Origin of the sequence: Frankia torreyi, assembly GCF_000948395.1 — a bacterium.
GTDB lineage: Bacteria > Actinomycetota > Actinomycetes > Frankiales > Frankiaceae > Frankia > Frankia torreyi.
In genome coordinates this window covers 17,825-38,514 of the sequence record NZ_JYFN01000031.1, presented here as the reverse complement: position 1 = coordinate 38,514, position 20,690 = coordinate 17,825, and the positions used below count along the sequence as shown (strand labels likewise).

General features: G+C 72.1%; 18 protein-coding genes and 3 pseudogenes. 12 read left to right on the top strand and 9 right to left on the bottom strand.

The features are described from left to right. Positions 1–96: 96 nt before the first annotated feature. From FF36_RS18880 to FF36_RS18860, 5 genes are read right to left on the bottom strand one after another with little or no spacing between them, the layout of a single operon-like run. The gene (locus FF36_RS18880; protein ID WP_044886435.1) at positions 97–621 is read right to left on the bottom strand and encodes an aromatic-ring-hydroxylating dioxygenase subunit beta; all 525 of its coding nucleotides are present in this window, start codon (positions 619–621) and stop codon (positions 97–99) included. Between the two features lie 59 nt (positions 622–680). Further along, positions 681–1,991 (bottom strand): aromatic ring-hydroxylating oxygenase subunit alpha, encoded by a 1,311-nt coding sequence (locus FF36_RS18875; protein ID WP_044886434.1) that lies wholly within the window; start codon positions 1,989–1,991, stop codon positions 681–683. Beyond that, entirely contained in the window at positions 1,988–2,599 is a 612-nt protein-coding gene (locus FF36_RS18870; RefSeq protein ID WP_052681217.1) for a Zn-ribbon domain-containing OB-fold protein, read from the bottom strand. The genes FF36_RS18875 and FF36_RS18870 overlap by 4 nt, the downstream gene beginning before the upstream one ends. After that, entirely contained in the window at positions 2,596–3,714 is a 1,119-nt protein-coding gene (locus FF36_RS18865; protein WP_236705783.1) for a thiolase family protein, read from the bottom strand. Before FF36_RS18865 ends, FF36_RS18870 begins: the two co-directional genes overlap by 4 nt. A gap of 47 nt (positions 3,715–3,761) precedes the next feature. Next, positions 3,762–4,037, bottom strand: a complete 276-nt coding sequence (locus tag FF36_RS18860) for a hypothetical protein (RefSeq protein ID WP_044886432.1) — start codon at positions 4,035–4,037, stop codon at positions 3,762–3,764. Positions 4,038–4,286: 249 nt separating this feature from the next. Between FF36_RS18860 and FF36_RS18855 the strand changes: the two genes are divergently transcribed. The 7 genes from FF36_RS18855 to FF36_RS18825 all read left to right on the top strand — a co-directional run bounded on the left by FF36_RS18855 (position 4,287) and on the right by FF36_RS18825 (position 12,828). Then, on the top strand, positions 4,287–4,847 hold the full coding sequence (locus FF36_RS18855) for a VOC family protein (RefSeq protein WP_044886431.1): 561 nt from the start codon (positions 4,287–4,289) through the stop codon (positions 4,845–4,847). Positions 4,848–4,903: 56 nt separating this feature from the next. Continuing rightward, positions 4,904–5,797 (top strand): alpha/beta fold hydrolase, encoded by an 894-nt coding sequence (locus FF36_RS18850; RefSeq protein ID WP_044886430.1) that lies wholly within the window; start codon positions 4,904–4,906, stop codon positions 5,795–5,797. Further along, entirely contained in the window at positions 5,794–6,600 is an 807-nt protein-coding gene (hpaH, locus tag FF36_RS18845) for a 2-oxo-hept-4-ene-1,7-dioate hydratase (protein ID WP_044886429.1), read from the top strand. Before FF36_RS18850 ends, hpaH begins: the two co-directional genes overlap by 4 nt. Before the next feature lie 45 nt (positions 6,601–6,645). After that, a complete protein-coding gene (locus tag FF36_RS18840) occupies positions 6,646–7,581 on the top strand; it encodes an aldolase/citrate lyase family protein (protein ID WP_052681216.1) in 936 nt (311 codons plus the stop codon). Beyond that, on the top strand, positions 7,578–9,041 hold the full coding sequence (locus FF36_RS18835) for an aldehyde dehydrogenase (protein WP_044886428.1): 1,464 nt from the start codon (positions 7,578–7,580) through the stop codon (positions 9,039–9,041). Before FF36_RS18840 ends, FF36_RS18835 begins: the two co-directional genes overlap by 4 nt. A gap of 12 nt (positions 9,042–9,053) precedes the next feature. Continuing rightward, complete coding sequence (locus tag FF36_RS18830; protein WP_044886427.1) at positions 9,054–10,343, top strand: CaiB/BaiF CoA transferase family protein; 1,290 nt, start codon at positions 9,054–9,056, stop codon at positions 10,341–10,343. Positions 10,344–11,355: 1,012 nt separating this feature from the next. Further along, complete coding sequence (locus tag FF36_RS18825) at positions 11,356–12,828, top strand: HNH endonuclease signature motif containing protein (RefSeq protein ID WP_044886426.1); 1,473 nt, start codon at positions 11,356–11,358, stop codon at positions 12,826–12,828. 143 nt (positions 12,829–12,971) lie between these two features. Here the strand turns inward: FF36_RS18825 and FF36_RS18820 are convergent. From FF36_RS18820 to FF36_RS18815, 3 genes and pseudogenes are all read right to left on the bottom strand, one after another. Next, a pseudogene (locus tag FF36_RS18820) lies at positions 12,972–13,928 on the bottom strand (acyl-CoA dehydrogenase family protein); the annotation flags it as partial. A gap of 1 nt (position 13,929) precedes the next feature. Next, on the bottom strand, positions 13,930–14,141 hold a 212-nt coding region (locus FF36_RS38370; protein WP_242422618.1), incomplete at its 3' end, for an acyl-CoA dehydrogenase family protein. 90 nt (positions 14,142–14,231) lie between these two features. Continuing rightward, positions 14,232–14,870 (bottom strand): MaoC family dehydratase, encoded by a 639-nt coding sequence (locus FF36_RS18815; RefSeq protein ID WP_082122038.1) that lies wholly within the window; start codon positions 14,868–14,870, stop codon positions 14,232–14,234. A 146-nt stretch (positions 14,871–15,016) separates the two neighbouring features. On the opposite strand from FF36_RS18815, the pseudogene FF36_RS18810 reads away from it, so the two are divergent. The 5 genes and pseudogenes from FF36_RS18810 to FF36_RS18795 form a co-directional block, all read left to right on the top strand. Continuing rightward, positions 15,017–16,132 (top strand): annotated as a pseudogene (locus tag FF36_RS18810) (acyl-CoA dehydrogenase family protein); the annotation flags it as partial. 1 nt (position 16,133) lies between these two features. Next, positions 16,134–16,189 (top strand): hypothetical protein (locus FF36_RS40045; RefSeq protein ID WP_277912951.1); only part of this gene is annotated, 56 nt, incomplete at its 5' end. Between the two features lie 48 nt (positions 16,190–16,237). Next, on the top strand, positions 16,238–17,278 hold the full coding sequence (locus FF36_RS18805) for an acyl-CoA dehydrogenase family protein (protein ID WP_044886423.1): 1,041 nt from the start codon (positions 16,238–16,240) through the stop codon (positions 17,276–17,278). A gap of 94 nt (positions 17,279–17,372) precedes the next feature. Beyond that, positions 17,373–18,518: an acetyl-CoA acetyltransferase gene (locus tag FF36_RS18800; protein ID WP_044886422.1), complete on the top strand. Its 1,146-nt coding sequence runs from the start codon at positions 17,373–17,375 to the stop codon at positions 18,516–18,518. 6 nt (positions 18,519–18,524) lie between these two features. Beyond that, positions 18,525–20,045, top strand: a complete 1,521-nt coding sequence (locus FF36_RS18795; protein ID WP_173667268.1) for a class I adenylate-forming enzyme family protein — start codon at positions 18,525–18,527, stop codon at positions 20,043–20,045. 11 nt (positions 20,046–20,056) lie between these two features. On the opposite strand, the pseudogene FF36_RS18790 reads toward FF36_RS18795, so the two are convergent. After that, positions 20,057–20,689, bottom strand: a pseudogene (locus tag FF36_RS18790) (SDR family NAD(P)-dependent oxidoreductase); the annotation flags it as partial. Position 20,690: the final 1 nt, after the last annotated feature.

Below are 20,690 nucleotides of genomic sequence, written 5' to 3'. Positions count from 1 at the left end.
CCGGCGGCGCCGGAATTCGGATCAGGAAGGGCGGCCCGGGATCGAACGGGCCGCCTCAGACCAAGGAGGGCCGTCTCAGATCAAGGACGGGCCGCCTCAGACCAGGAAGGACATCGTGGAGACGGGGCCGCCGGCGTTGACCAGGTGGACGGTCTTGGCGGCCAGCTTGAGGTCCCCGCCACGCGCCCGGATCCGGTACTCGTAGCGGCCGGCCCAGACGGTCAGATCGAACCGGTACTCGTAGATCACGAAGTTGCCGGCCACGGTCGTCGTGTCGGCGTCCTGGGCGACGACTTCCAGGTTCGTGATCAGCCGGCGCAGCACCGACGGCGGGGTCTGGGAGTGCCGGTTGCCGGAGTTGAGCTGCGCGATCCGGCTGCGGATCCGGCGGCGGTTGTCGTAGATGTAGGAGACGTTGACCTTCGGGTCGTGGTCGGGGTGCATCGGCACCCAGTACTTGGCGTCGTCGTCCCACAGCGCCTCCCACTCCGAGTACCGCGCCTCGTCGGCGAGGCGGGCCTCGGTGTAGATGAAGGAGGCCAGAGCTGGGTCGACGCCGGCGGCGGGCACGGCGCCGGCGGGCGCCGCGGCGGCGGCGCCGAGGCTGGTGAGGTCAGACATGGTGGGCGGGCTCCCTGCTGCGATGGCGGACGGCTGCCTGGGGCGGTGGACGTCCCCGGTCAGGCGTCGGGGGCGGTGGTGGTCCCGGTGAGCACCTGCGACCAGTGCTTCCACCAGCCGCGCTGCGGCGTCTCGGCCGACTTGTCGTGGTTGACGATGCCGGTCTCGTCGGTGATGTCGGACTCCTCGCCGCGGCGCAGCACGACCCACTCGGGCGAGCCCGCCGCGAGGCCGAGCTGGTTGCGGGCGCCGATCTCGCCGTCGTCGGCGATGAGGAACCCGGCCGGCCCCATGGCACCCTCGCTGCGGCGCAGGGTCTTCTCGTTGACCTCGTCCGCGCCCGGGATGAGGGCGGGCGTGGTGTAGGCGATCGCCCGGCCCGGTCCCAGCGGCTCCACCGTCATGATGTTCATCTCGGCGAGGAACAGGTTCGGGAAGATCAGCGTGTGCGGGGGGCCGACGACGAACGCCCGGTGGGTGTCCTCGGCTCCGCGCGCCTCCTCCATGGCGGCCACGTAGTTCGGCAGCTTCTCCCGGCGGATCCGGCCGAACCAGATGAACTCCTCGTCGAGGCGGCTGTACTCCTTGGCGTAGTCGATCTCGGAGTGGCCGTTGCCGAGGTCGCGGACGTACACCTCGACCTTGGACGGGACGTGGGAGACCTTCGCCGGCTTCACCGCGTCGTACACGGAGGCGTGGGTGAACAGCGCGTGGTAGCCGTCCACGTTGTTCTCCATGACCATCTTCCAGTTGCAGCGCATGTCGTGCTTCATCCAGCCGGCGCGCAGGTTCAGCTCGCCGGTGGGGGACAGCGCCAGCAGCCGGTCGAGGGCGACCGTCGAGTTGCCCAGATGCTCGCGCAGGGTGATCGCCGGCGGGTTCAGCGAGGCGAAGACGAAGCCGCCGTAGCTGTCGACGGCCGCGGCCGGCGCGAGCCCCATGGCGTCGCGCACCTCATGGAAACTCGACCCGTAGCCGTCGCGCATCGGCACGCCGGTGAGGTGGCCGTCGTTGCTGAACGTCCAGCCGTGGTACGGGCAGCGGAACGACGAGCTGTTGCCGGCGTCGGCGTTGCACAGCCGGTTGCCGCGGTGCGTGCAGCGGTTGGCCAGGACCCGGACCTCGCCGTCCTTGCCCCGCACGACGATCCACGGCTCGCCGGCGATGCGGCGGGTGACGTAGTCGCCCGGCTCGGGGACCTCGCTGTCGTGGGCGACGAACACCCAGCCGTTGCGGAAGATTCGGTCCATCTCCTGGTCGTACACCTCCTGGGAGGTGTACACGGAGCCGTGAACGCGGTCCGGTTCGACGAGCGCGGCGACGTCCACCTTGCCGACACCGACAGGCGCCGACGTGTCCAACTCGGTCATTGTGAGACCTCCGTCTCGGATGGAACTGGTGCGGGGGCGGTGCCGGTTGCCCTGGGCGAGTCGGGGGTGGCGGCGTCGGAGGGTTCGGAGGGGTCGGAGGGGTCGGGGAGTTCGGAGGGTTCGGAGGTACTGAGGGCTGCGGCAGGCACCGCCACCCCGCCGACGATCCGAAAGCCGACGGTGACGGGCCGGCCGATCGCGGGCGCGGACCCGGTGGCGGTCAGCGTGGTCATGATCAGTCGATGCCCGCTGGTGAGCTCGACATCCAGGACGGGGTAGGGCTCGGTGACCCGGACCAGGCCCGGCTCCCGCCGGTGCACGAGGGTCACCGCATGCACGGTGCCGGCGCGCTCGACCGGGCGCCAGCGGATGTCGGTGGCACCACAGCCGTCGCAGGCCCGCTGCTCCAGTTCGAGGGCCAGCCCGCAGGCCGCGCAGAACGGCAGCGTCAGCTCGCCCGCGGCGGCGCCGGCGTAGAGCGGGGCGAGCGACCCGCCGGCCAGCGGCGCCAGCGCCGCGTCGACCAGCCAGTCCCCGGCGTCCGGCGCATCCGGCGCGTCCGGCGCGGCGAGCGCGGCGGGGAGGGCGGCGTCGGTGCTCGGGTTCATCGGGACGGCTCCAGGTCGAGGATCAGGCAGGCGTGGTGGTCGACCCGGCCGCCGATGCCGCCGACGAGGGCGGTGCTCGCCCCGGGCACCTGGCGTGCCCCGCCGGCGCCGCGCAACTGGACCACGGCCTCGGCCAGCGGCGTCATCCCCTGCAGGTAGAACCCGGAGAGCTGGCCGCCGCCGGTGTTGACCGGCAGGTCGCCGCCGGGGGCGGTGGCGCCGGAACGGACCACCTTGCCCGCCTGCCCGGGCTCGACCAGGCCGTACTCCTCCAGCAGCAGCAGGGTCACCACGCTGAACGGGTCGTAGAGCTCGATGACGTCAAGGTCGGCGCGGGTGAGCCCGGCCATCGCCAGCGCGCCGTCGACGGCGGCCCGGCCGCCGCCGAACCATGACTCGCCCGGGGCACGTCGCCGGCGCATCGGGTGGGCCTGGCCCATCCCGCGTACGTGGATGCGCGGGGCCGGGCCGGGCGTGGCCGCGCCGCTGACGACGAGGGCGACCGCGCCGTTGACCGGCCGGGCGCAGTCGAGCACGCGCAGCGGGGTGGAGATCATCCGGCTGGCGAAGTAGCCCTCGGCGTCCAGCGGCTTGCGCACCACCGCGTCCGGGTTGCCCAGCGCCCAGGCGCGGGTCGACACGGCCACGGCGCACAGGTCCTCGGGGTCGCCGCCGGACACCGCGAAGTAGCGCGAGGCGAGCAGGGCGTAGGTGGGGACCGAGCCGAGCACGCCGCTGGCCCGCTCCAGCCCGCGGGCCCCGTCATTGCCGCCGCTGTGGGCGTAGGTCGACCCCGACGTGCCGCCCGCGCGCAGCGGCGCGTCGGCGAAGACGCAGACGACGGTGCTGGCCAGGCCCGCCCGGATGGCGAGCACCGCCCGCTGGATCATCGCGACCGCGGTGGCGCCCTTGATCTCCACGTGCTCGAGCAGGCGCAGGTCGCCCAGGCCGCCCTGGCGGGCCAGCGCGACCCCCAGCCGGTCGGGGCGGACCCCCTGGCTGGAGTTGACGAGCAGGCCGTCGACGTCACGGGCGGTGAGCCCCGCGTCGGCGAGCGCACTCGCGACGGCCTCGATGGCGAGATCGACGGGCACGCCGCCGGCCGAAAGCGACATGGATGTCAGACCGAGGCCGACAACCGCGGGCTCGAGGGGCGGGGCCATCAGCTCTGGGCTCCCGGGCCCGCCAGCGCGGAGTGCCGCACGGGACTGCGCTCCTCCCGGTAGGCGCCCACCCGGAGCCAGTCCAGGCGATCTTCGGGCGCGGCCAGGCACAGGCTCGCCAGCTCGATCGGAGACAGCAGGATCGACGCGCCGGTCTCGACGTCCTCGACCAGCAGGCGGGGGGAGTTTCCGCGGCGGTCCACCGAAACCCGCACGGCGGCGAACTCGTTGGCCAGCTCGGCGGACTCCAGGCCGTCGTGGCGCGGCCGGCTCACCGGTGCCCCTCTCGGTCCGGCCGCCCGCCGGTGGCGGCACCGGTGACGGACGGACGCGCTCCGGGGGATCTGGTGGAGGCGGGACGGTTCATGGCCCTAGGGTATACTCACTGTCAGAAACGGTGCTGGACTCACGCTCGATCCCGCCGCCCGCGGCCTGGGTGTCCGCCGGACCGGGTCGTGGCCCCGCTGCGGGATCCTGCCTGCCCGCCGAGGACAAGCGTTCCCGTCGACCCCGAGGGATGGATCATGGCTGCTCCCCCGCCCGCTCAGCTCACCCACGTCGGTCTGTACGTCAACGACGTCGACCGCATGGTCAACTTCTACTCGGAGCTACTCGGCCTGCTCGTCATCGACCAGGGCGACTTCCTGGGCCGCCGGCTGACCTTCCTCAGCCGCCGCGCCGACGAGCACCACCAGCTCGTGCTCGTCTCCGGCCGTAAGGTCCCCGAGGGTGAGATCGCGCTGCTCAGCCAGGTCTCCTTCCGCCTCACCGACGACGACCTCACCTCGCTGCGCTGGTTCCACGACAAGGCCCTGGAACTCGGCGCGACCGGCATGGAGGGTCGTAACCACGGCAACAGTTGGAGCATCTACTTCCTGGACCCGGAAGGGAACCGGTTGGAGCTCTATACCCCGACGCCGTGGTACGTCAGCCAGCCCTGGCGGGTGGCGCTGGACCTGGCCGACACCGACGAGGTGATCCGGGAGAAGACCCAGGCTCTCATCGAGGAGACGGCGACCTGGTCGCCGGTGGAGACGTGGAGCGCGTCGGTGGCGCAGCGCCTGCGCGCCGCCGAGAACGACTGATCGCTCAGCGCCCGACGAGTCATCCCGACCCGACCAACGAGGATCGTGAGCAGCGCATGACCGACGAGGTCCCGTACCGCAGCATCTGGACCTACCTGCGGGACGTGCCGTTCCGCCAGGACTGGATCGACATCGACGGGGTGTCCACCCGCTACGTCGAGGCCGGTTCCCCCGACGCCCCGGCCGTGCTCATGCTGCACGGCACCGGGGGGCACTGGGAGACCTTCGCGCCGACCATCGGCCCGCTGAGCAAGCACTTCCGCTGCATCGCGGTGGACATGGTCGGCAACGGCTTCTCCAGCAAGCCGGACTACGACTACGAGATCGCCGTCTACGAGCGCCACCTGCTCGGCCTGCTCGACGCGCTCGGCGTGCAGACCACGTACATCATCGGCATGTCGCTGGGCGCGTGGGTCGCCGCCCGGCTCGCCATCGACGAGCCGGACCGGGTCCGCAAGCTGATCCTGATGTCGCCCGCGGGTCTCATCGCGACCGCGTCGAACATGGCCCGCATCCGGGCCGAGCGCACCGCCGCGGTGGACAACCCCACCTGGGAGTCCACCAAGGCGATGTTCAACCACCTGATCGCCGACGAGGCCAACCGGCTGCCCGACGTCATCGCCCTGCGCCAGGCGATCTACCGGCTGCCGGAGACGCGCAAGGTCATCGACCACGTGCTGATCCTGCAGGACCCCGACGCCCGCGAGCGCAACCTCATCCCGCCGGACCAGTGGTCGCGCATCGCCGCCCCGACGCTCGTCGTCGCCTCCGGCAAGGACTTCGGCGAGTACCAGAACACCGCCCGCCAGGTCGCCCGGCTGATCCCGGACTCGCAGGTCCTGGAGATGCCCGAGGTCAAGCACTGGCCGCACTTCGAGGACCCGGAGCTGTTCAACCCGGCGGCGCTGGCGTTCCTGCTGGGCGGGCAGAACGAGTCCGAGAACGCATGACGCTCGATCCCGAACTCGTCGAGGACGCCGCCGCGCGCCTCGACGAGGCCGAGCGCACGCTGACCCCGATCCCGCAGTTGTCCCTGCAGTACCCGGACATGACGATCGAGGACGCCTACGCCGTCCAGCGCGCCTGGACCGAACGCAAGCTGGCCGCCGGCCGCGAGCTGCGCGGGCGCAAGATCGGCCTGACGTCGCGGGCGATGCAGCAGGCCGTCTCGATCACCGAGCCGGACTACGGCGCGATCTACGACGACATGTTCTTCGACGACTCCGGGGTCGTGCCCGCGGGCCGGTTCATCCGCCCGCGGGTCGAGGTCGAGCTCGCCTTCGTGCTCGCCGAGCCGCTGTCCGGTCCGGGGGTCACGATCTACGACGTGCTCGACGCCACCCGTTACGTCACCCCGGCGCTGGAGATCCTCGATGCCCGGGTGCAGATGAGCGACCCGGCGACCGGGCACCTGCGCACCATCGTCGACACCATCTCCGACAATGCCGCCGACGCGGGGATCGTGCTCGGCGGACGCGCTGTGCGTCCCGACGAGGTGGACCTACGCTGGGTGTCGGCGCTGCTGTACCGCAACGAGACGATCGAGGAGTCCGGGGTTGCCGCGGCGGTGCTGAACCATCCGGCGAACGGCGTCGCGTGGCTGGCGAACAAGCTCGCCCCGTACAAGGTGGGTCTCGACCCGGGCCAGGTGATTCTGGCAGGCTCGTTCACCCGGCCGGTGTTCGCCCGCTCGGGCGACACCTTCCACGCCGACTACGGCCCGCTGGGCGCGATCACCTGCCGCTTCGCCTGAGCGGGCGGGGCGAGGAGAGGTTCTGCTGATGTGTGGAGCACTGCGATGACGGCCGGCGCGGCGGGGACCGCGGGCGTGACCAGCGGGGCCTTCCGGCGCCGGCTGCGCGACCCCCGGCCGGCGATCGGCATGTGGGTGGCCACCGGCAATCCCTACAACGCCGAGATCTGCGCCGGGGGCGGCCTGGACTGGCTGCTCATCGACGGTGAGCACGCCCCGAACGACGTGCGCAGCTTCCTCGCCCAGCTCCAGGCGGTCGCGCCGTACCCGGTCGCCCCGGTCGTGCGCCCCCCGACCGACGACCCTGTGATCATCAAGCAGCTCCTCGACATCGGCGCCGAGAACCTGCTGCTGCCGATGGTGGAGTCCGCCGAGCAGGCCGCGGCGATCGTCGCGGCCACTCGCTACCCACCCGCCGGCATCCGCGGCGTCGGCAGCGCGTTCGCCCGGGTGTCCCGGTGGACCCGGGTCGAGGGCTACCTGCACCACGCCAACGACGAGATCTGCGTGATGGTCCAGATCGAGTCCGCGGCCGGGCTCGCCGAGTGCGCGGCGATCGCCGCCGTCGACGGTGTCGACGGGGTCTTCTTCGGCCCCGCGGACCTCGCCGCCTCCCTCGGGCATCTGGGCCGCCCCGACCACCCCGACGTCGTCGAGGCGATCACATCGGCGGTCGCGGTGGTCAACGCGGCGGGCAAGGCGGCCGGGGTGAACGCGTTCGCCGAGCCGCTGGCGCGGCGCTATCTCTCCCTCGGCGTCAGGTTCATCCTGGTGGGGGCGGACGTGACCCTGCTGGCGCGCGGCAGCGAGGAGCTGGCCGCGCGCTACCGCGACGTCGCGGAGAAGAGCGACCCCACCCTGCGCTCGGGCCCCACGTCGCCCGCCGGCTCGGCACCACCCTCCCCGTCAGGCTCAACCCCCACCTCAGGCTCAGTCCCTGCCTCAGGCCCAACCCCGAACTCAGGGAGCGCGACGCTGTGACCACCACGGTAACGATGCGCATCGGCGCCGAGCGGCGCGCGGGCACGACGACCTTCGACTCGATCGACCCCTACACCGGCGAGCCGTGGGCGACGGTCGCCGAGGCGAGTCGCGCGGACGTCGACGACGCGGTCGCCGCCGCACGGGCGGCCTTCGACGGCGGGGAGTGGAGCAAGCTGTCGGGCCGGGAGCGGGGCCGGCTGATGCGCCGCCTCGCGGCCGTCATCGAAGAGCACGCCGACGAGCTCGGTCTCGCCGAGACCCGCGACAACGGCAAGCTGCTGCGCGAGATGGGCGGGCAGGTTCGCAGCCTGTCCGCCTGGTACGAGTACTACGCAGGCCTGGCCGACAAGATCGACGGCCGGGTCGTCGACACCGGCCGCCCGGACTACTTTGGCTTCGTCACCCGCGAGCCGATCGGTGTCGTCGGCGCGGTGCTGCCGTGGAACTCCCCGCTGCTGCTGCTCACCTTCAAGATCGCTCCAGCGTTGGCGGCGGGCTGCACGATCGTGGCGAAGCCGTCCGAGCAGGCCCCGGTGTCGATCCTGAAGTTCGCCGACCTGTTCGAGGAGGCTGGGTTCCCGCCCGGCGTGTTCAACACCGTCAGCGGCGCCTCCCGCGAGGTGGGGGAGTGGCTCGTCGGCCATCCGGGCGTCGACCGGGTCTCGTTCACCGGCTCGGAGATCACCGGTGCGGCGGTCGCCGCCGCGGCGGCGAAGCACCTCGCCCCGGTCACCCTCGAGCTCGGCGGCAAGTCGGCGAACATCGTCTTCCCTGACGCGGACCTGGCTGCCGCCTCCAACGGCCTGATCGCCGGCATCTTCGCCGCCGCCGGTCAGACCTGCATCGCGGGTTCGCGGGCGCTCGTGCACGCCGACGTCTACGAGGAGGTCGTCGCCCGAGTGGCCGAGCGGGCCGCCCGCATCCGTCTCGGTGATCCGAAGGACCCCGAGACCGAGATGGGCCCGATCTGCTTCCCCGGCCAGCACGAGAAGATCCGCCGGTTTGTCGCGCAGGCCAAGGAGCAGGGCGCCGACATCGTCGGCGGTGGCGGCGACGGCGGACTCGGCGGGCTGTTCTTCGAGCCGACCATCGTCGCGAACGTCACCAACGACGCCATGGTCTGCCAGGAGGAGATCTTCGGCCCGGTGCTGAGCGTGCTGCGATTCTCGTCCGAGGAGGAGGCGATCGCCATCGCCAACGACTCGCGCTACGGCCTCGCCGCCGGCATCTGGACCGCCGACATCCGCCGGGCCTTCCGGATGACCAAGGCGCTGCGGGTTGGCACCGTGTGGGTCAACGCCTACCGGACGCTGAACTACGCGATGCCCTTCGGCGGGATCAAGAGCAGTGGGTTCGGCCGCGAGAACGGCACCGAGGGGCTGCACGAGTACCTGCAGGAGAAGGCCGTCTGGATCGAGACGACGGGTGCCACCCGCGACCCGTTCGTCCTCGGCTGAGGGGCGCTCGCAGTGACCGAGACCCCCGACCCCACCGCGCCGCCTGATGTCACCGCGCTGCCCGATGCTGCAGCCGTCCCGGCACCGAGGCGGGCCGCATCGCCGGCGGGTGGCCTGGCGGCTGGCAAACCCCTGGCGGGAATCACCGTCGTCTCCATCGAGCAGGCGGTGGCGGCCCCGTTCGCCACCCGCCAGCTTGCCGATCTCGGGGCGCGAGTGATCAAGATCGAGCGGCCGGGCGCGGGGGACTTCGCTCGCGGCTATGACGAGACCGTCAAGGGTCTGGCCAGCTACTTCGTCTGGTTGAATCGGGCGAAGGAGTCGCTGACCCTCGACCTCAAGCATCCCGAGGCCCGCGAGGTGCTGGCCGGCCTGCTGGCCGGGGCCGACGTCTTCGTGCAGAACCTCGCCCCCGGCGCCGCGGCCCGCCTGGGCCTCGACGCGGCGACACTGCGGGCCCGCGATCCACGGATGATCGTCTGCGACGTCTCCGGCTACGGCTCGGCCGGCCCGCTGCGCGACAAGAAGGCCTACGACCTGCTGATCCAGTGCGAGACCGGACTGTTGTCGGTCACCGGCGCGCCAGACGCGCCGGCCAAGGTCGGCATCTCCGTGGCCGACATCTCCGCCGGCATGTACGCCTACACCGCGGTCCTCACCGCGCTGTTCATGCGGGAGCGCACGGGGGAGGGCGCCGCCCTCGAGGTGTCGCTGTTCGACTCGCTCACCGAGTGGATGGCCCAGCCGATGTACTACGCCATGTACACTGGCGTCCCCCCGGCCCGCACCGGCACCAGCCACGCCTCGATCGCCCCCTACGGCGGCTTCCGGACCGGCGACGGCGGCAGCGTGCAGCTCGGCGTGCAGAACGAGCGGGAGTGGCGGCGGTTCTGCGAGGAGGTGCTGCGTCGGCCCGAGTTGCTGGCCGACCCCCGCTACGCGACGAATGCGGGCCGTGTCCGCCACCGCGCCGCGCTGACCGCCGACGTCGAGGCGGCCCTCGCCGAGGTCACCACCGAGCAGACTCTCGCCCGGCTGGACGAGGCGGGCATCGCCAACGGCCGGATCAACACCATCGGCGACCTGCTCGCCCACCCCCAGCTCGACGTGGGCGACCGCTGGCGGGAGGTGGACTCGCCGGTCGGCCCGCTGCGCGCGGTGCGCCCGCCCGTCCGCATCGGCGGGGTGGACCCGGTGATGGGCGCCGTGCCCGCCGTCGGCGAACACACCGACGCGCTGCTCGCCGAGCTCGGCTACGACCCCGCCGACACGGCCCGCCTGCGCGCCGCCGGTGCCGTCTGACCCGCCGGTGCGGTCCTGAGTCGCTCGGCGAGCCGCGACCGTGGTCGCGTTCGCCGGGCGGTGACCTGTCAACGCCGTCCTGACGCACTCAGCCGTCCCGGCGTGCTGCGCGGCGGCTGCGTCAGCGCCGGCTGGCCCGCTACGCTGCCCGCTNGTGTAGTCCGACGGAGAACTCGACGGTCCGTCGGCGCCGTCCTCGACTTGACCGTGCCGATCTCGCTGGCCTGATGCGTCGCTGGTGCCTTCTGCAGCCCCGCGCGGAGGCCCGGCCCGGGCGGGGCCGTGGTGTGCCTGGGCGTGACCAGGGCCGTCTGGGGCGAACTCGGCCTTGGCACGAATACTCGCCGCTGTGCTCGTCTGGTCGCTGGCCAATTCTTTCTCACCACCTTTGGGATGGCGCCGCCCCTTCTCCTGCGGCCGGGCGCGTTCTTTTCGTCGTCGAGATCCCACCACGTTACTGGGAAGCGAGAGGCAATTGCTGGCGCGGCATGTCGCTCACTGAAGAGTGCGCGTCGTGGTGGCGTTCCTGAGATATCGGAGCACGCTCGCGCCCGCTTCGTCAAGTCCGGCGGCGTCGACTCCGTCGCCTCTAGCAGAAGTACGGGAGAAATCAAGCGGCGACGGCGGCGGGCGACGCTTCTGGTCCATCGCTGCACGCGTTCCCGGTGGCCGCCGGGGCGTCCGTGTCCGGGCGCCGCGGTCGCGACGATCGGTCCGCACCGTCGCTGAGGATCGCACCAGTCGGCGGATCTCGCCAGCTCGCAGGCCCTTGCCAGCACGGCTCGGGGCGGGGCCGTCACCGTTTCCCGTTCCTGGCAAGCCGGACTGCCGCAGGGGTTCCTCGGGGCCGGCGGTGTCGCGCGGCGGCCAGGTCGGCAGGCTCGCGCGAGCGTGCCGAAGCGTGATTCTAGGTTGTGTCACCGTGTCGGTCCTCGTCGCGAACATTTCTCAAGATGATTACAGATACGAACATACGTTCGACATCAGGGTGTTGGTCGCCTAGGCTTCTCGCATGGTCTCGAATCCCGAGTCTCCGAGCCGGTTTCATGTGCTGGTCGATGCATTGGCCGTGACGTCCACGCAGATAGATGCAATGGTCGACGGTCCGGTGTGGTCGCTGTCCGACGCGGGTCTGCTGGAATTTCTGCAGGATTGTTCCGCCGTGTTGACGAGGCTGGCAGCATTTCGCCTTCAGATTGTCGCCGAGGTGCACGGCCGTGGGTTGGCGCGACGCGTGGGTGCGAGCGGCACCGTGGCGTTGCTGCGCGAACGCCTGCGGGTCCGCGCGGCGGATGCCAACCGTCTGGTCGATGTCGCGGTGGCCGTGGACGGTCCCTTGGCGGCGACGGGGAAGCGGCTGGCGGCGGGGGAGATCAGTGTGGAGCAGGCGCAGGTGATTGTGGCGGGTATGCGCTCGCTGCCGGCCACGGCCACCGTAGACGTGCGGCGGCGGGCTGAGGCGTTTCTCCTGCGCCAGGCCGACGAGTTCGACCCGACTGCCCTGGCTCGCCTGGCCCGCCACCTCCGCGAGACCCTGGCCTGGGCGGATGCCAGCCCCGGTGGCGATCCGCCAGATCCGGCTCCCGACAGTGGCAGCGAGGGTGGTGACTCTGCTCGCGGTGAGCCTGGTGACGGTGGAGCTGGCAGTGACGGCGGGGGTGACGGTCAGCCCGGTGGCCCCGACGATGCCGAGGCCGCGGGAGGGGGTGCTGAGGTCGCGGGAGGGGAGGACCCTGCGGGGCGACGGAAGCTGTGGATCTCCGAGTTGCCGGACGGGATGACTCGGATCAGCGGCGAGCTCGATCCCGAGGCGGCAGCCCTGCTCCGCACCGCGCTGGACCCCCTCGCGGCGCCACGCCCGGCCGTCGACGGTGCGCTCGACCCGCGTAGCCCCGCCCGGCGGCGCGCCGACGCCCTTGTCGACCTGCTTACCCGTACCCTCGACGCCGCCGTGCTGCCCGTCGGCGGCGGCGTCCGCCCGCACCTGGCCGTGACGGTCCCCTGGTTGACACTCCTCGGCCGCTCTGGTGTGCCGGCGACGACCGTTTGGGGGCAGCCCCTGCCCCGCGCGGTCCTACGCCGCCTGGCCTGCGACGCCTCGGTCAGCCGCATCATCCTCGACCCCGCCGGTGTCCCCCTCGACGTCGGTCGATCCCAGCGCACCGTCACCGCCGACATCCGCCGAGCGCTGGTCGCCCGCGACAACGGCTGCGCTTTCCCACACTGCGATCGCCCGGCGGGGTGGACCGAGGCGCACCACATTCGACACTGGATCGACGGGGGTCACACCTCGTTGGACAACTGCGTGCTGCTCTGTGGCCATCACCACCGGGTCATCCACCACCAGGGTTGGACCGTTCGGCTCGGCCCCGACCGACGCCCCGAATTCCTGCCCCCGGCCTGGATCGATGCCAGCCGCAGCCCGCGCCGAAACCCCTACGCACGTCACCCGCACGACCTGCTCTACGGCATCGCCGCCGGATGAAGCTCGACATGCGCAGCCCATACCGTTCCCGGGGGCTTGGCGGCAGCCGGGGCACTGCCGGCCGTCGCGGGCGTGCGGGATCGTGGCGCCGAGAGATCCCGCCCGCCCGCCGACGGTGTGAGCCGTCCGCCGCGCTTCGGCCGTCAGCGCAGCGGGTTGGGACGCTGGACGAGCTGGCGGGCGATCACGTTGCGCTGGATTTCGTTGGTTCCCTCGCCGACGATCATGAGAGGGGCGTCACGGAAGTAGCGCTCGACGTCGAACTCGGTCGAATAGCCGTAGCCGCCATGGATGCGGATGGCGTCGAGCGTCACCGTCGCCGCCATCTCGGAGGCGAACAGCTTCGCCATGCCGGCCTCCATGTCGGCGCGGGCGCCGGAGTCGAACACCTCGGCCGCGTGCAGGATGAGCTGGCGGGCGGCGAGGATCTTCGTCCCCATGTCCGCCAGGTAGTTGCCGATCGACTGGTGCTCCCAGATCGGCTTGCCGAAGGTCTCGCGCTCCTGGGCGTAGCGAAGCGCGTCGTCGAAGGCAGCGCGCGCGACCCCGAGGGCGCGCGAGGCGACCTGGATCCGGCCGACCTCCAGCCCGGCCATCATCTGGTTGAAGCCCTTGCCGGTCACGCCGCCGAGGACGGCGTCGGCGGGCGCCCGGTACCCGTCGAAGTGCAGCTCGCAGCTCTCGATGCCCTTGTAGCCCAGCTTGGGCAGGTCCCGAGAGACGGTGAAGCCCGGACCGTGCTCGACGAGCAGGATGCTGATGCCGCGATGCGCCGGCTTCGCCGCGGGGTCGGTCTTGCACAGCAGTGCGATCAGCCCCGACCGTCGGGCGTTGCTGATCCACGTCTTGGTGCCGTCGACCACCCAACCGTCGCCGTCGGGCCGGGCGACGGTGCGCAGGGCCTGCAGGTCCGAGCCGCCACCGGGCTCGGTGAGCGCCATGGTGGCGCGCAGCTCTCCGGTGGCCATCCGGGGCAGGTACTTCTCCCGCTGCTCCTGGGTGCCGAAGCGCAGGATCAGCTTGGAGACGACGGAATGGCCGCCGAACGCGCCGGCAAGGCTCATCCAGCCGCGCGACAGCTCCTCGGTCACCCGGGCATANCAGGACGTCGACACGCCGAACTCGCCGTAGGGCTCCGGGATCGCGAGACCGTAGACCCCCATCTCCTTCATCTGCTCGATGAGGTCCTCGGGGTAGGTGTTGGTGTGGTCGAGCTCCTGCGCGACAGGACGGACCTTCTCGTCGACGAAGGTCGCGACCAGGCGGACGATCTGCTCTTCCTCAGGGCTCAGACGGGTGGTCACACTCGACACTGCGGTCTCCTCGCCATCCGCTGGCCGCGGCGCGTCGGCCGGGCCTGGATGGTCTCGCGGGGTGGTCGGGGCGGGATGGGGGCAGGCGGGTCAGCGCGCGGCCGGGGAATCGGGCAGGGGCGGCAGCGCCGGCGGCTTCGGGCCATGACCGCGGCGGTAGGCCAGCAGCGTCCGGCGGAAACTGATCACCTCGTCGCCGTCCTGGTTGTAGCCGTGGGTGCGAACCTCCACCACTCCGACGTCGGGCCGGGACTTGCTCGGCCGCAGTCCGAGCACGATCGAGCGGGAGTAGACCGTGTCGCCCTCGAAGACCGGGTGGGGAAGGCGCACTTCGTCCCAGCCCAGGTTGGCCATCACGTTCTGCGAGACGTCGATGACGCTCTGGCCGGTGACGAGGGCGAGAGTGAGGGTCGAGTTCACCAGCGTGCGGCCGAATCCCGTCTGCGCGGCATAGTGCTGGTCGAAGTGCAGGCGGGCGGTGTTCTGGGTGAGCAGTGTGAACCAGGTGTTGTCGGTCGCGGTGATCGTCCGACCGAGGGGATGGTCGTAGACGTCGCCCACCGCGAAGTCCTCGAAGTAGCGCCCCTCCCAGCCGCGCCGCGCAACGAGCGGGGGCGTCGCCGCGCCCGTCGCGCCGTTGCGGGCGGGTGTTTCGCTGCCGGACTGCGGGCGGATGGCGTCCCCGCTGGTGGCGGGGCTGCTCGTCGGCGGGTTGGTCGGTGTGGTCATCGGTCGATCATCGGTCCTCCGGCTCGGGGGCGGCGCCCGCGCCCCGTGTCGAGCCCTGTTCGCGAGCGGGCGCCCGGGCCTCCTGGTAAAGCTAGTATCTGACAAGGGCGTCACGAGATGCCAGGCGGTGGGACGGAGGCCGACGAATGGACCTTGACTTCTCGAAGGAGCAGGTCGAGTTCCGTGAGCAGGTGCGAACCTGGCTCGAGGAGAACGCCCCCCGGGAGATCCGCCCCGAGATGGGCCCGGCGATGCGTGAGTATGATCTCGCCTGGCAGCGCACCCAGTGGGAGGGCGGCTGGGCGGGTATCTCCTGGCCGCAGGAGTACGGCGGCCGTGGGCTTTCCCTGCTGCAGCAGCTGATCTGGTTCGAGGAGTATGGGCGCGCCGGGCTGCCGGGCATCGATGCCTGCTTCGTCGGCCTCAGCCACGCCGGGCCGACCCTGATGACGCGCGCGACCGAGGAGCAGAAGGCCTATCACCTACCCCGCATCCTGCGCGGGGAGGTGATCTGGTGCCAGGGGTTCTCCGAGCCGGACGCCGGTTCCGACCTCGCCGCGCTGCGCACGAGGGCCCGCATCGAGGGCGACGAGCTCGTCGTGTCCGGGCAGAAGATCTGGACCAGCTTCGCCACCCTCGCGGACTGGCAGGAGTTGCTGGTCCGCACCGACCCCGAAGGGTCGCGTCACCACGGCATCTCCTGGGTGATCTGTGACATGCACACCCCAGGCATCGAGGTGCGCGGGATCGAGACGATCGAGGGCGGCGCAGAGTTCTGCGAGGTCTTCTACGACGACGTCCGCATCCCGTTGGAAAACGTTGTCGGCGGGCTGAACAACGGCTGGAGTGTGGCGATGTCCACACTGTCGTTCGAGCGCGGCACCGCCTTCACCGCCAACCAGGTCCGCCTCGCCAGCACCGTGGAGAAGCTCATCGACCTGGCGAAGGAGCGCACCGGCCCCGACGGGCGGCGCCCGGCGATCGCCGACGACGAGATCGCGCGACGCCTCGCGACCGCGCGCGCCGAGGTCGCGTCGCTGCGCGCCATGACCTACGCCGGCATCTCCCGCAACATGCACCGCGACCAGCCCGGGCCCGAGGGGTCGATGGTCAAGCTGTTCTACTCCGACATCGCCAAGAAGGTGTACCGGCTGGCGTTCGACCTGCTCGGCGCGGACGCCCTGCGGTTCGTCTCGCGCTGGGAGCCGGGCGGCTGGTCCGGCAACTACCTGTACTCGTACTCGGTGTCCATCGGCGGGGGGNCGTCCGAGGTCCAGCGCAACATCATCGGTGATCGGGTGCTCGGTCTGCCGCGCTGAAGCTCACCGATCCCCCAGCAGCCATCGAAACACCCTGAGGAGCGCACCGTGGACCTGCTACCCACGCCGGGCCAGATGGAGATAGCCTCCCTCGCCGCCGACTTCTTCGGCAACGAGCTGCCGATCTCGGTCATCCGGGAGCGGCGCGACGAGCCCGTGGTCGTGGACCGGCGGGTCTGGTCGGAGAGCGCGGAGCTGGGCCTGTTCGGCCTGGGCATCGCCGAGGAGCTCGGTGGCGCCGGGTGTGAGCTGGCCGAGGAGACGCTGCTGTTCCGGGAGATGGGCCGCCGACTGGTGCCGGGGCCGTTCCTGCCGACCGTGCTGGGCGCCCGCGTCGCGGCGCTGGCCGGCCAGCACGAGACGGCGTCGGCGATCCTGTCCGGGAAGGCGGCGGTGGGCCTGGCCCTGCGCCGCGGCCCGGACGGGTTCGAGGCCGCCACCACCCCCTCGACCCTGGACGGGCGGTTCCAGCTCCTCGACGCGGCCGACTCCCGCTACGTCCTGCTGCTCGACCCCGCGGGTGCCGCGCTGGTCGAGACCGCCGCGCTGACCGATGTGCACTCCGAGCCGGCGATCGACCCGGGCATCCGGCTGGCCGAGGCGCGCGCGGAGGCGGTGCCGATCATCGCCTGGGTGAGCACGCAGGAGGAGCCGATCCGCCTGCGTGCGCTCGTGCTGACGGCGGCGATGAGCGTCGGGATCGCCGAGGCGACCCGCGACCTGTCCACCGAGCACGCCAAGGTACGGGTGCAGTTCGGCCGGCCCATCGGGGTCAACCAGGCGATCAAGCACGCCTGCGCGGACATGGCGGTGCGGGCCGAGGCCGCGCTGTCGCAGGTGCTGTTCGCGGCGATCTGCGTCCAGGACGGGCGGGCCGACGCCGAGTTCCAGGCGCTGGCCGCCAAGAGCGTCGCCGGCCGCTACGCCGTCGAGAACGCCTCCGCCACCATCCAGGTGCACGGCGGCATGGGCTACACCTTCGAGCACGACTCGCACCTGTTCCTGAAGCGGGCGCACGTCCTGGAGCACCTGCTCGGCGAGCCCGCCGACCATCTCGCGCGCCTGGTCGCCCAGCCGGCGGCGCAGTAGCCGGCCCCTGCCGGCACCCGATCGGAGGACACATGACTCGACCGCCGTCCCGCCCGACCCTCCTGCGCCCCTGTCTGCCCGCGGGGGCCGGGCGATGAGCCGACGGGTCGCCATCGCCGGGGTCGCCTTGTCGGACGTGGGCCGCACCGACGGCTCCACCCCGTACGCGCTGATCGCCCAGGCCAGCCGCCGCGCGCTCGCGGACGCCGGGCTCGGGCCGGGTGACGTCGACGGGCTCGCGTCGACCTCGCTCGGGACGCTGGCGCCGATCGACGTCGCCGAGTATCTGGGCCTGCGCCCCCGCTGGATCGACTCCACCACCGTCGGCGGGGCGTCGTGGGAGGTCATGGCCGCCCACGCCGCCGATGCGATCTCCGCCGGGCATGCGGACGTGGTGCTGCTCACCTATGGCTCGACGGCCCGTTCCGACCTGCGTAAGCGGTTGCGCACGGCGAGCCTGAACTGGGGCAGCCGCGGCCCGCAGTCGTGGGAGGCCCCCTACGGCCACACCCTGATCTCCAAGTACGCCATGGCCGCCCGTCGGCACATGCACGAGTTCGGCACGACGATCGAGCAGCTCGCCGAGATCGCGGTCTCCGCCCGCTACAACGCCGGCCCGAACCCGGAGGCGTACTACCGCGACCCGATCACGATCGACGATGTGCTGTCCGGGTCGATGATCGCTGACCCGTTCACCAAGCTGCACTGCTGTATCCGCTCGGACGGCGGCGCCGCGGCGGTGCTCGTCGCCGAGGACCGCATCGCCGACCTGCCGCGTCCGCCGGTGTGGGTCCTCGGCACGGGCGAGTGCGTGACGCACGTGTCGACCAGCCAGTGGGAGGACGTGACCACCGGTCCCGCGGCCGTCTCCGGGCCGCTGGCGTTCTCCCGGGCCGGGGTGAGCCCGGAGGACATCGACGTCTGTGAGCTCTACGACGCGTTCACGTACATGCTGATGGTCACCCTGGAGGACCTCGGCTTCTGCAAGAAGGGCGAGGGCGGCCCGTTCGTCGCGGACGGGCGGCTGCGCCTTGGCGGGGCACTGCCGACCAACACCGACGGTGGTGGCCTGTCGGCGTGCCATCCCGGGCAGCGCGGCCTGTTCCTCATCGTCGAGGCGGTGCGCCAGCTACGCGGCGAGGCCGAGGGCCGGCAGGTGCCGGACGCCCGGCTGGCCTGCGTCAGCGGCACCGGCGGCTGGCTCTGCTCGTCGGGGACCGTCATCCTCGGGCGGGACTAGCCCGGCGTGGGCGGCTCCCCGCCGCTGGGCGCACCCGACTCGTACGCGACGGTCGGGGTGGCGCTGGACGCCGCCGCCGAGCGGTTCGGTGAGCGGGAGGCCTACGTCGGGCCCGACGGGCGGATCAGCTTCGCCGCATGGGCGGCGGCCGCCGACGCACTGGCCGGGGCGCTCGCCGCGCGGGGGATCGGCCCGGGGGACGTCGTCGCGCTGATGCTGCCCTCGTCGATCGACTACGCCATCTGCTACGCGGCGGCGGCCCGGCTGGGAGCGGTCACCACCGGGCTGAACACGCGCCTGGGTTCCCGGGAGGTGACGGGGATCCTCGACCGGTGCCGGCCCGCGCTGGTGATCGTCGACAGGGACGCGGGCCTGCCGGCGGTGCCGGCGGGGCTGCCCGTGCTGGCGCGGTCCGAGCTCGCGGCGCTGCGGCGCCACCCCGGGCTCGGCCGCGACCGCCCGGCCGTGGCGCCGGCGGACCCGGTGGTGATCATCTGGACGTCCGGGACGACCGGGCTGCCCAAGGGGGCCTGGTTCGACCACCGCAACCTCGCCGCCGCCGTCGCCTCCGCGGGGGTGATGAGCCGGCCGTTCGACCGCCGGCTCGTCGCGACGCCCTTCGCGCACGCCGGGTACATGGCGAAGATCGTCGACCAGCTCGCCTGGGGCACCACCATGGTGATCAGCCCGGTGCCCTGGTCGGCAGCGGGGATGGCGGACATCCTGCGTGACGAGCGGATCACCGTCGCCGGCGCCGTGCCCACCCAGTGGGCCAAGCTGCTGGAGCTGCCCGACGCCGAGCGGACCGTGCGCGCGGTCGCGACGCTGCGTCTGGGGCTCGCCGCGACCGCGCCCGCCGCGCCCGAGCTGGTGGAGCGGGTCGTCACCCGGCTGGGGGTGCCCCTCGTCGTCCGCTACGCCATGACCGAGTCGCCGAGCATCTGCGGCACCGAGCCGGACGACCCGCCGGACGTGCAGTTTCGCACGGTGGGCCGGCCCCAGACCGGTATCGAGATCGCGCTGCGCGACGACGCCGGGCGCGACGTCGCGACCGGCGAGGTCGGCCGGGTCTGGGTCCGCGGCGACACGGTGATGCGCGGCTACTGGAACGACGCCGACCAGACCGCGGCGGTGCTGCGCGGCGACGGCTGGCTCATCAGCGGCGACTTCGGGGCGCTCGACGCCGACGGCAACCTGCGGCTGCGCGGGCGGGCCAGCGACCTCTACATCCGCGGCGGGTACAACGTGTACCCGCTGGAGGTGGAGAACGTGCTGGCGGAGCATCCCCGAGTGCGGCGCGCGGCGGTCATCGGCGCGCCGGCCCCGGTGATCGGCGAGATCGGGGTCGCCTTCGTCGAGCCGGCCGACCCCGCGAGCCCGCCGGATCTTGCCGAGCTGCGGGCCTGGGTGCGGGGACGGCTGGCCGACTACAAGGCGCCGGACCGCCTCGAGGTCGTCGAGGCGCTGCCGCTGACCAGCATGCTCAAGGTGGACACCGCCGCCCTGCGCACGCTGGCCGCGGGCTGAGCTGGGCGCACTCAGCCGCCGAGGCGCAGGCCGGGGGCGCGGGTGCGGAAGATGTCGGTGGCGAACAGGGGGCCGAGCTTGGTGGCGTCCCAGCGCTTGCCGCCGTTGTTCACCACGGCCTGCTCGTGCCAGCCGCCCATGAGCTGGATGCGCTCGCCGATGGCCTTGATGACCTGGCCGCTGACGTGGCCGGCCTCGTCGCTGGCGAGCCAGGCGACGACCGGGCTGCACAGCGACGGGTCCTTGGGGTCGAACTCGTCCTCGGGCCGCTCGTCGGGCTCCAGCGGCTTCGCCTGGCCGGGCATGGTGCCCGACAGCCGGGTCAGGCCGCCCGGGCCGATCGCGTTCACGGTCACGCCGATGCTCGCCAGCTCCAGCGACAGCGTCAGGGTCAGCCCGACGATGCCGGCCTTCGCCGCGCTGTAGTTCGTCTGGCCGAAGTGGCCGGACAGGCCCGCGCCGGAGGTCGTGTTGATGATCCGGCCGTAGACCTTGCCGCTGTCGGCGGCCTTGGCCGCGGCCCGCCAGCGCTTCGCGACCGCCCGGCTGACCAGCCAGGTGCCGCGTAGGTGCACCCGCAGGACCAGGTCGAAGTCGGCCGTGCTCATGTTCCACACGGCCTTGTCGCGCACGATGCCGGCGTTN

What these genes read in the sequence shown, in the direction of transcription:
- FF36_RS18880 (WP_044886435.1), bottom strand. Translation starts at nt 621, where the DNA reads ATGTCTGACCTCACCAGCCTCGGCGCCGCCGCCGCGGCGCCCGCCGGC.
- FF36_RS18875 (WP_044886434.1), bottom strand. Translation starts at nt 1,991, where the DNA reads ATGACCGAGTTGGACACGTCGGCGCCTGTCGGTGTCGGCAAGGTGGAC.
- FF36_RS18870 (WP_052681217.1), bottom strand. Translation starts at nt 2,599, where the DNA reads ATGAACCCGAGCACCGACGCCGCCCTCCCCGCCGCGCTCGCCGCGCCG.
- FF36_RS18865 (WP_236705783.1), bottom strand. Translation starts at nt 3,714, where the DNA reads ATGTCGCTTTCGGCCGGCGGCGTGCCCGTCGATCTCGCCATCGAGGCC.
- FF36_RS18855 (WP_044886431.1), top strand. Translation starts at nt 4,287, where the DNA reads ATGGCTGCTCCCCCGCCCGCTCAGCTCACCCACGTCGGTCTGTACGTC.
- FF36_RS18850 (WP_044886430.1), top strand. Translation starts at nt 4,904, where the DNA reads ATGACCGACGAGGTCCCGTACCGCAGCATCTGGACCTACCTGCGGGAC.
- hpaH (WP_044886429.1), top strand. Translation starts at nt 5,794, where the DNA reads ATGACGCTCGATCCCGAACTCGTCGAGGACGCCGCCGCGCGCCTCGAC.
- FF36_RS18840 (WP_052681216.1), top strand. Translation starts at nt 6,646, where the DNA reads ATGACGGCCGGCGCGGCGGGGACCGCGGGCGTGACCAGCGGGGCCTTC.
- FF36_RS18825 (WP_044886426.1), top strand. Translation starts at nt 11,356, where the DNA reads ATGGTCTCGAATCCCGAGTCTCCGAGCCGGTTTCATGTGCTGGTCGAT.
- FF36_RS18815 (WP_082122038.1), bottom strand. Translation starts at nt 14,870, where the DNA reads ATGACCACACCGACCAACCCGCCGACGAGCAGCCCCGCCACCAGCGGG.
- FF36_RS18800 (WP_044886422.1), top strand. Translation starts at nt 17,373, where the DNA reads ATGAGCCGACGGGTCGCCATCGCCGGGGTCGCCTTGTCGGACGTGGGC.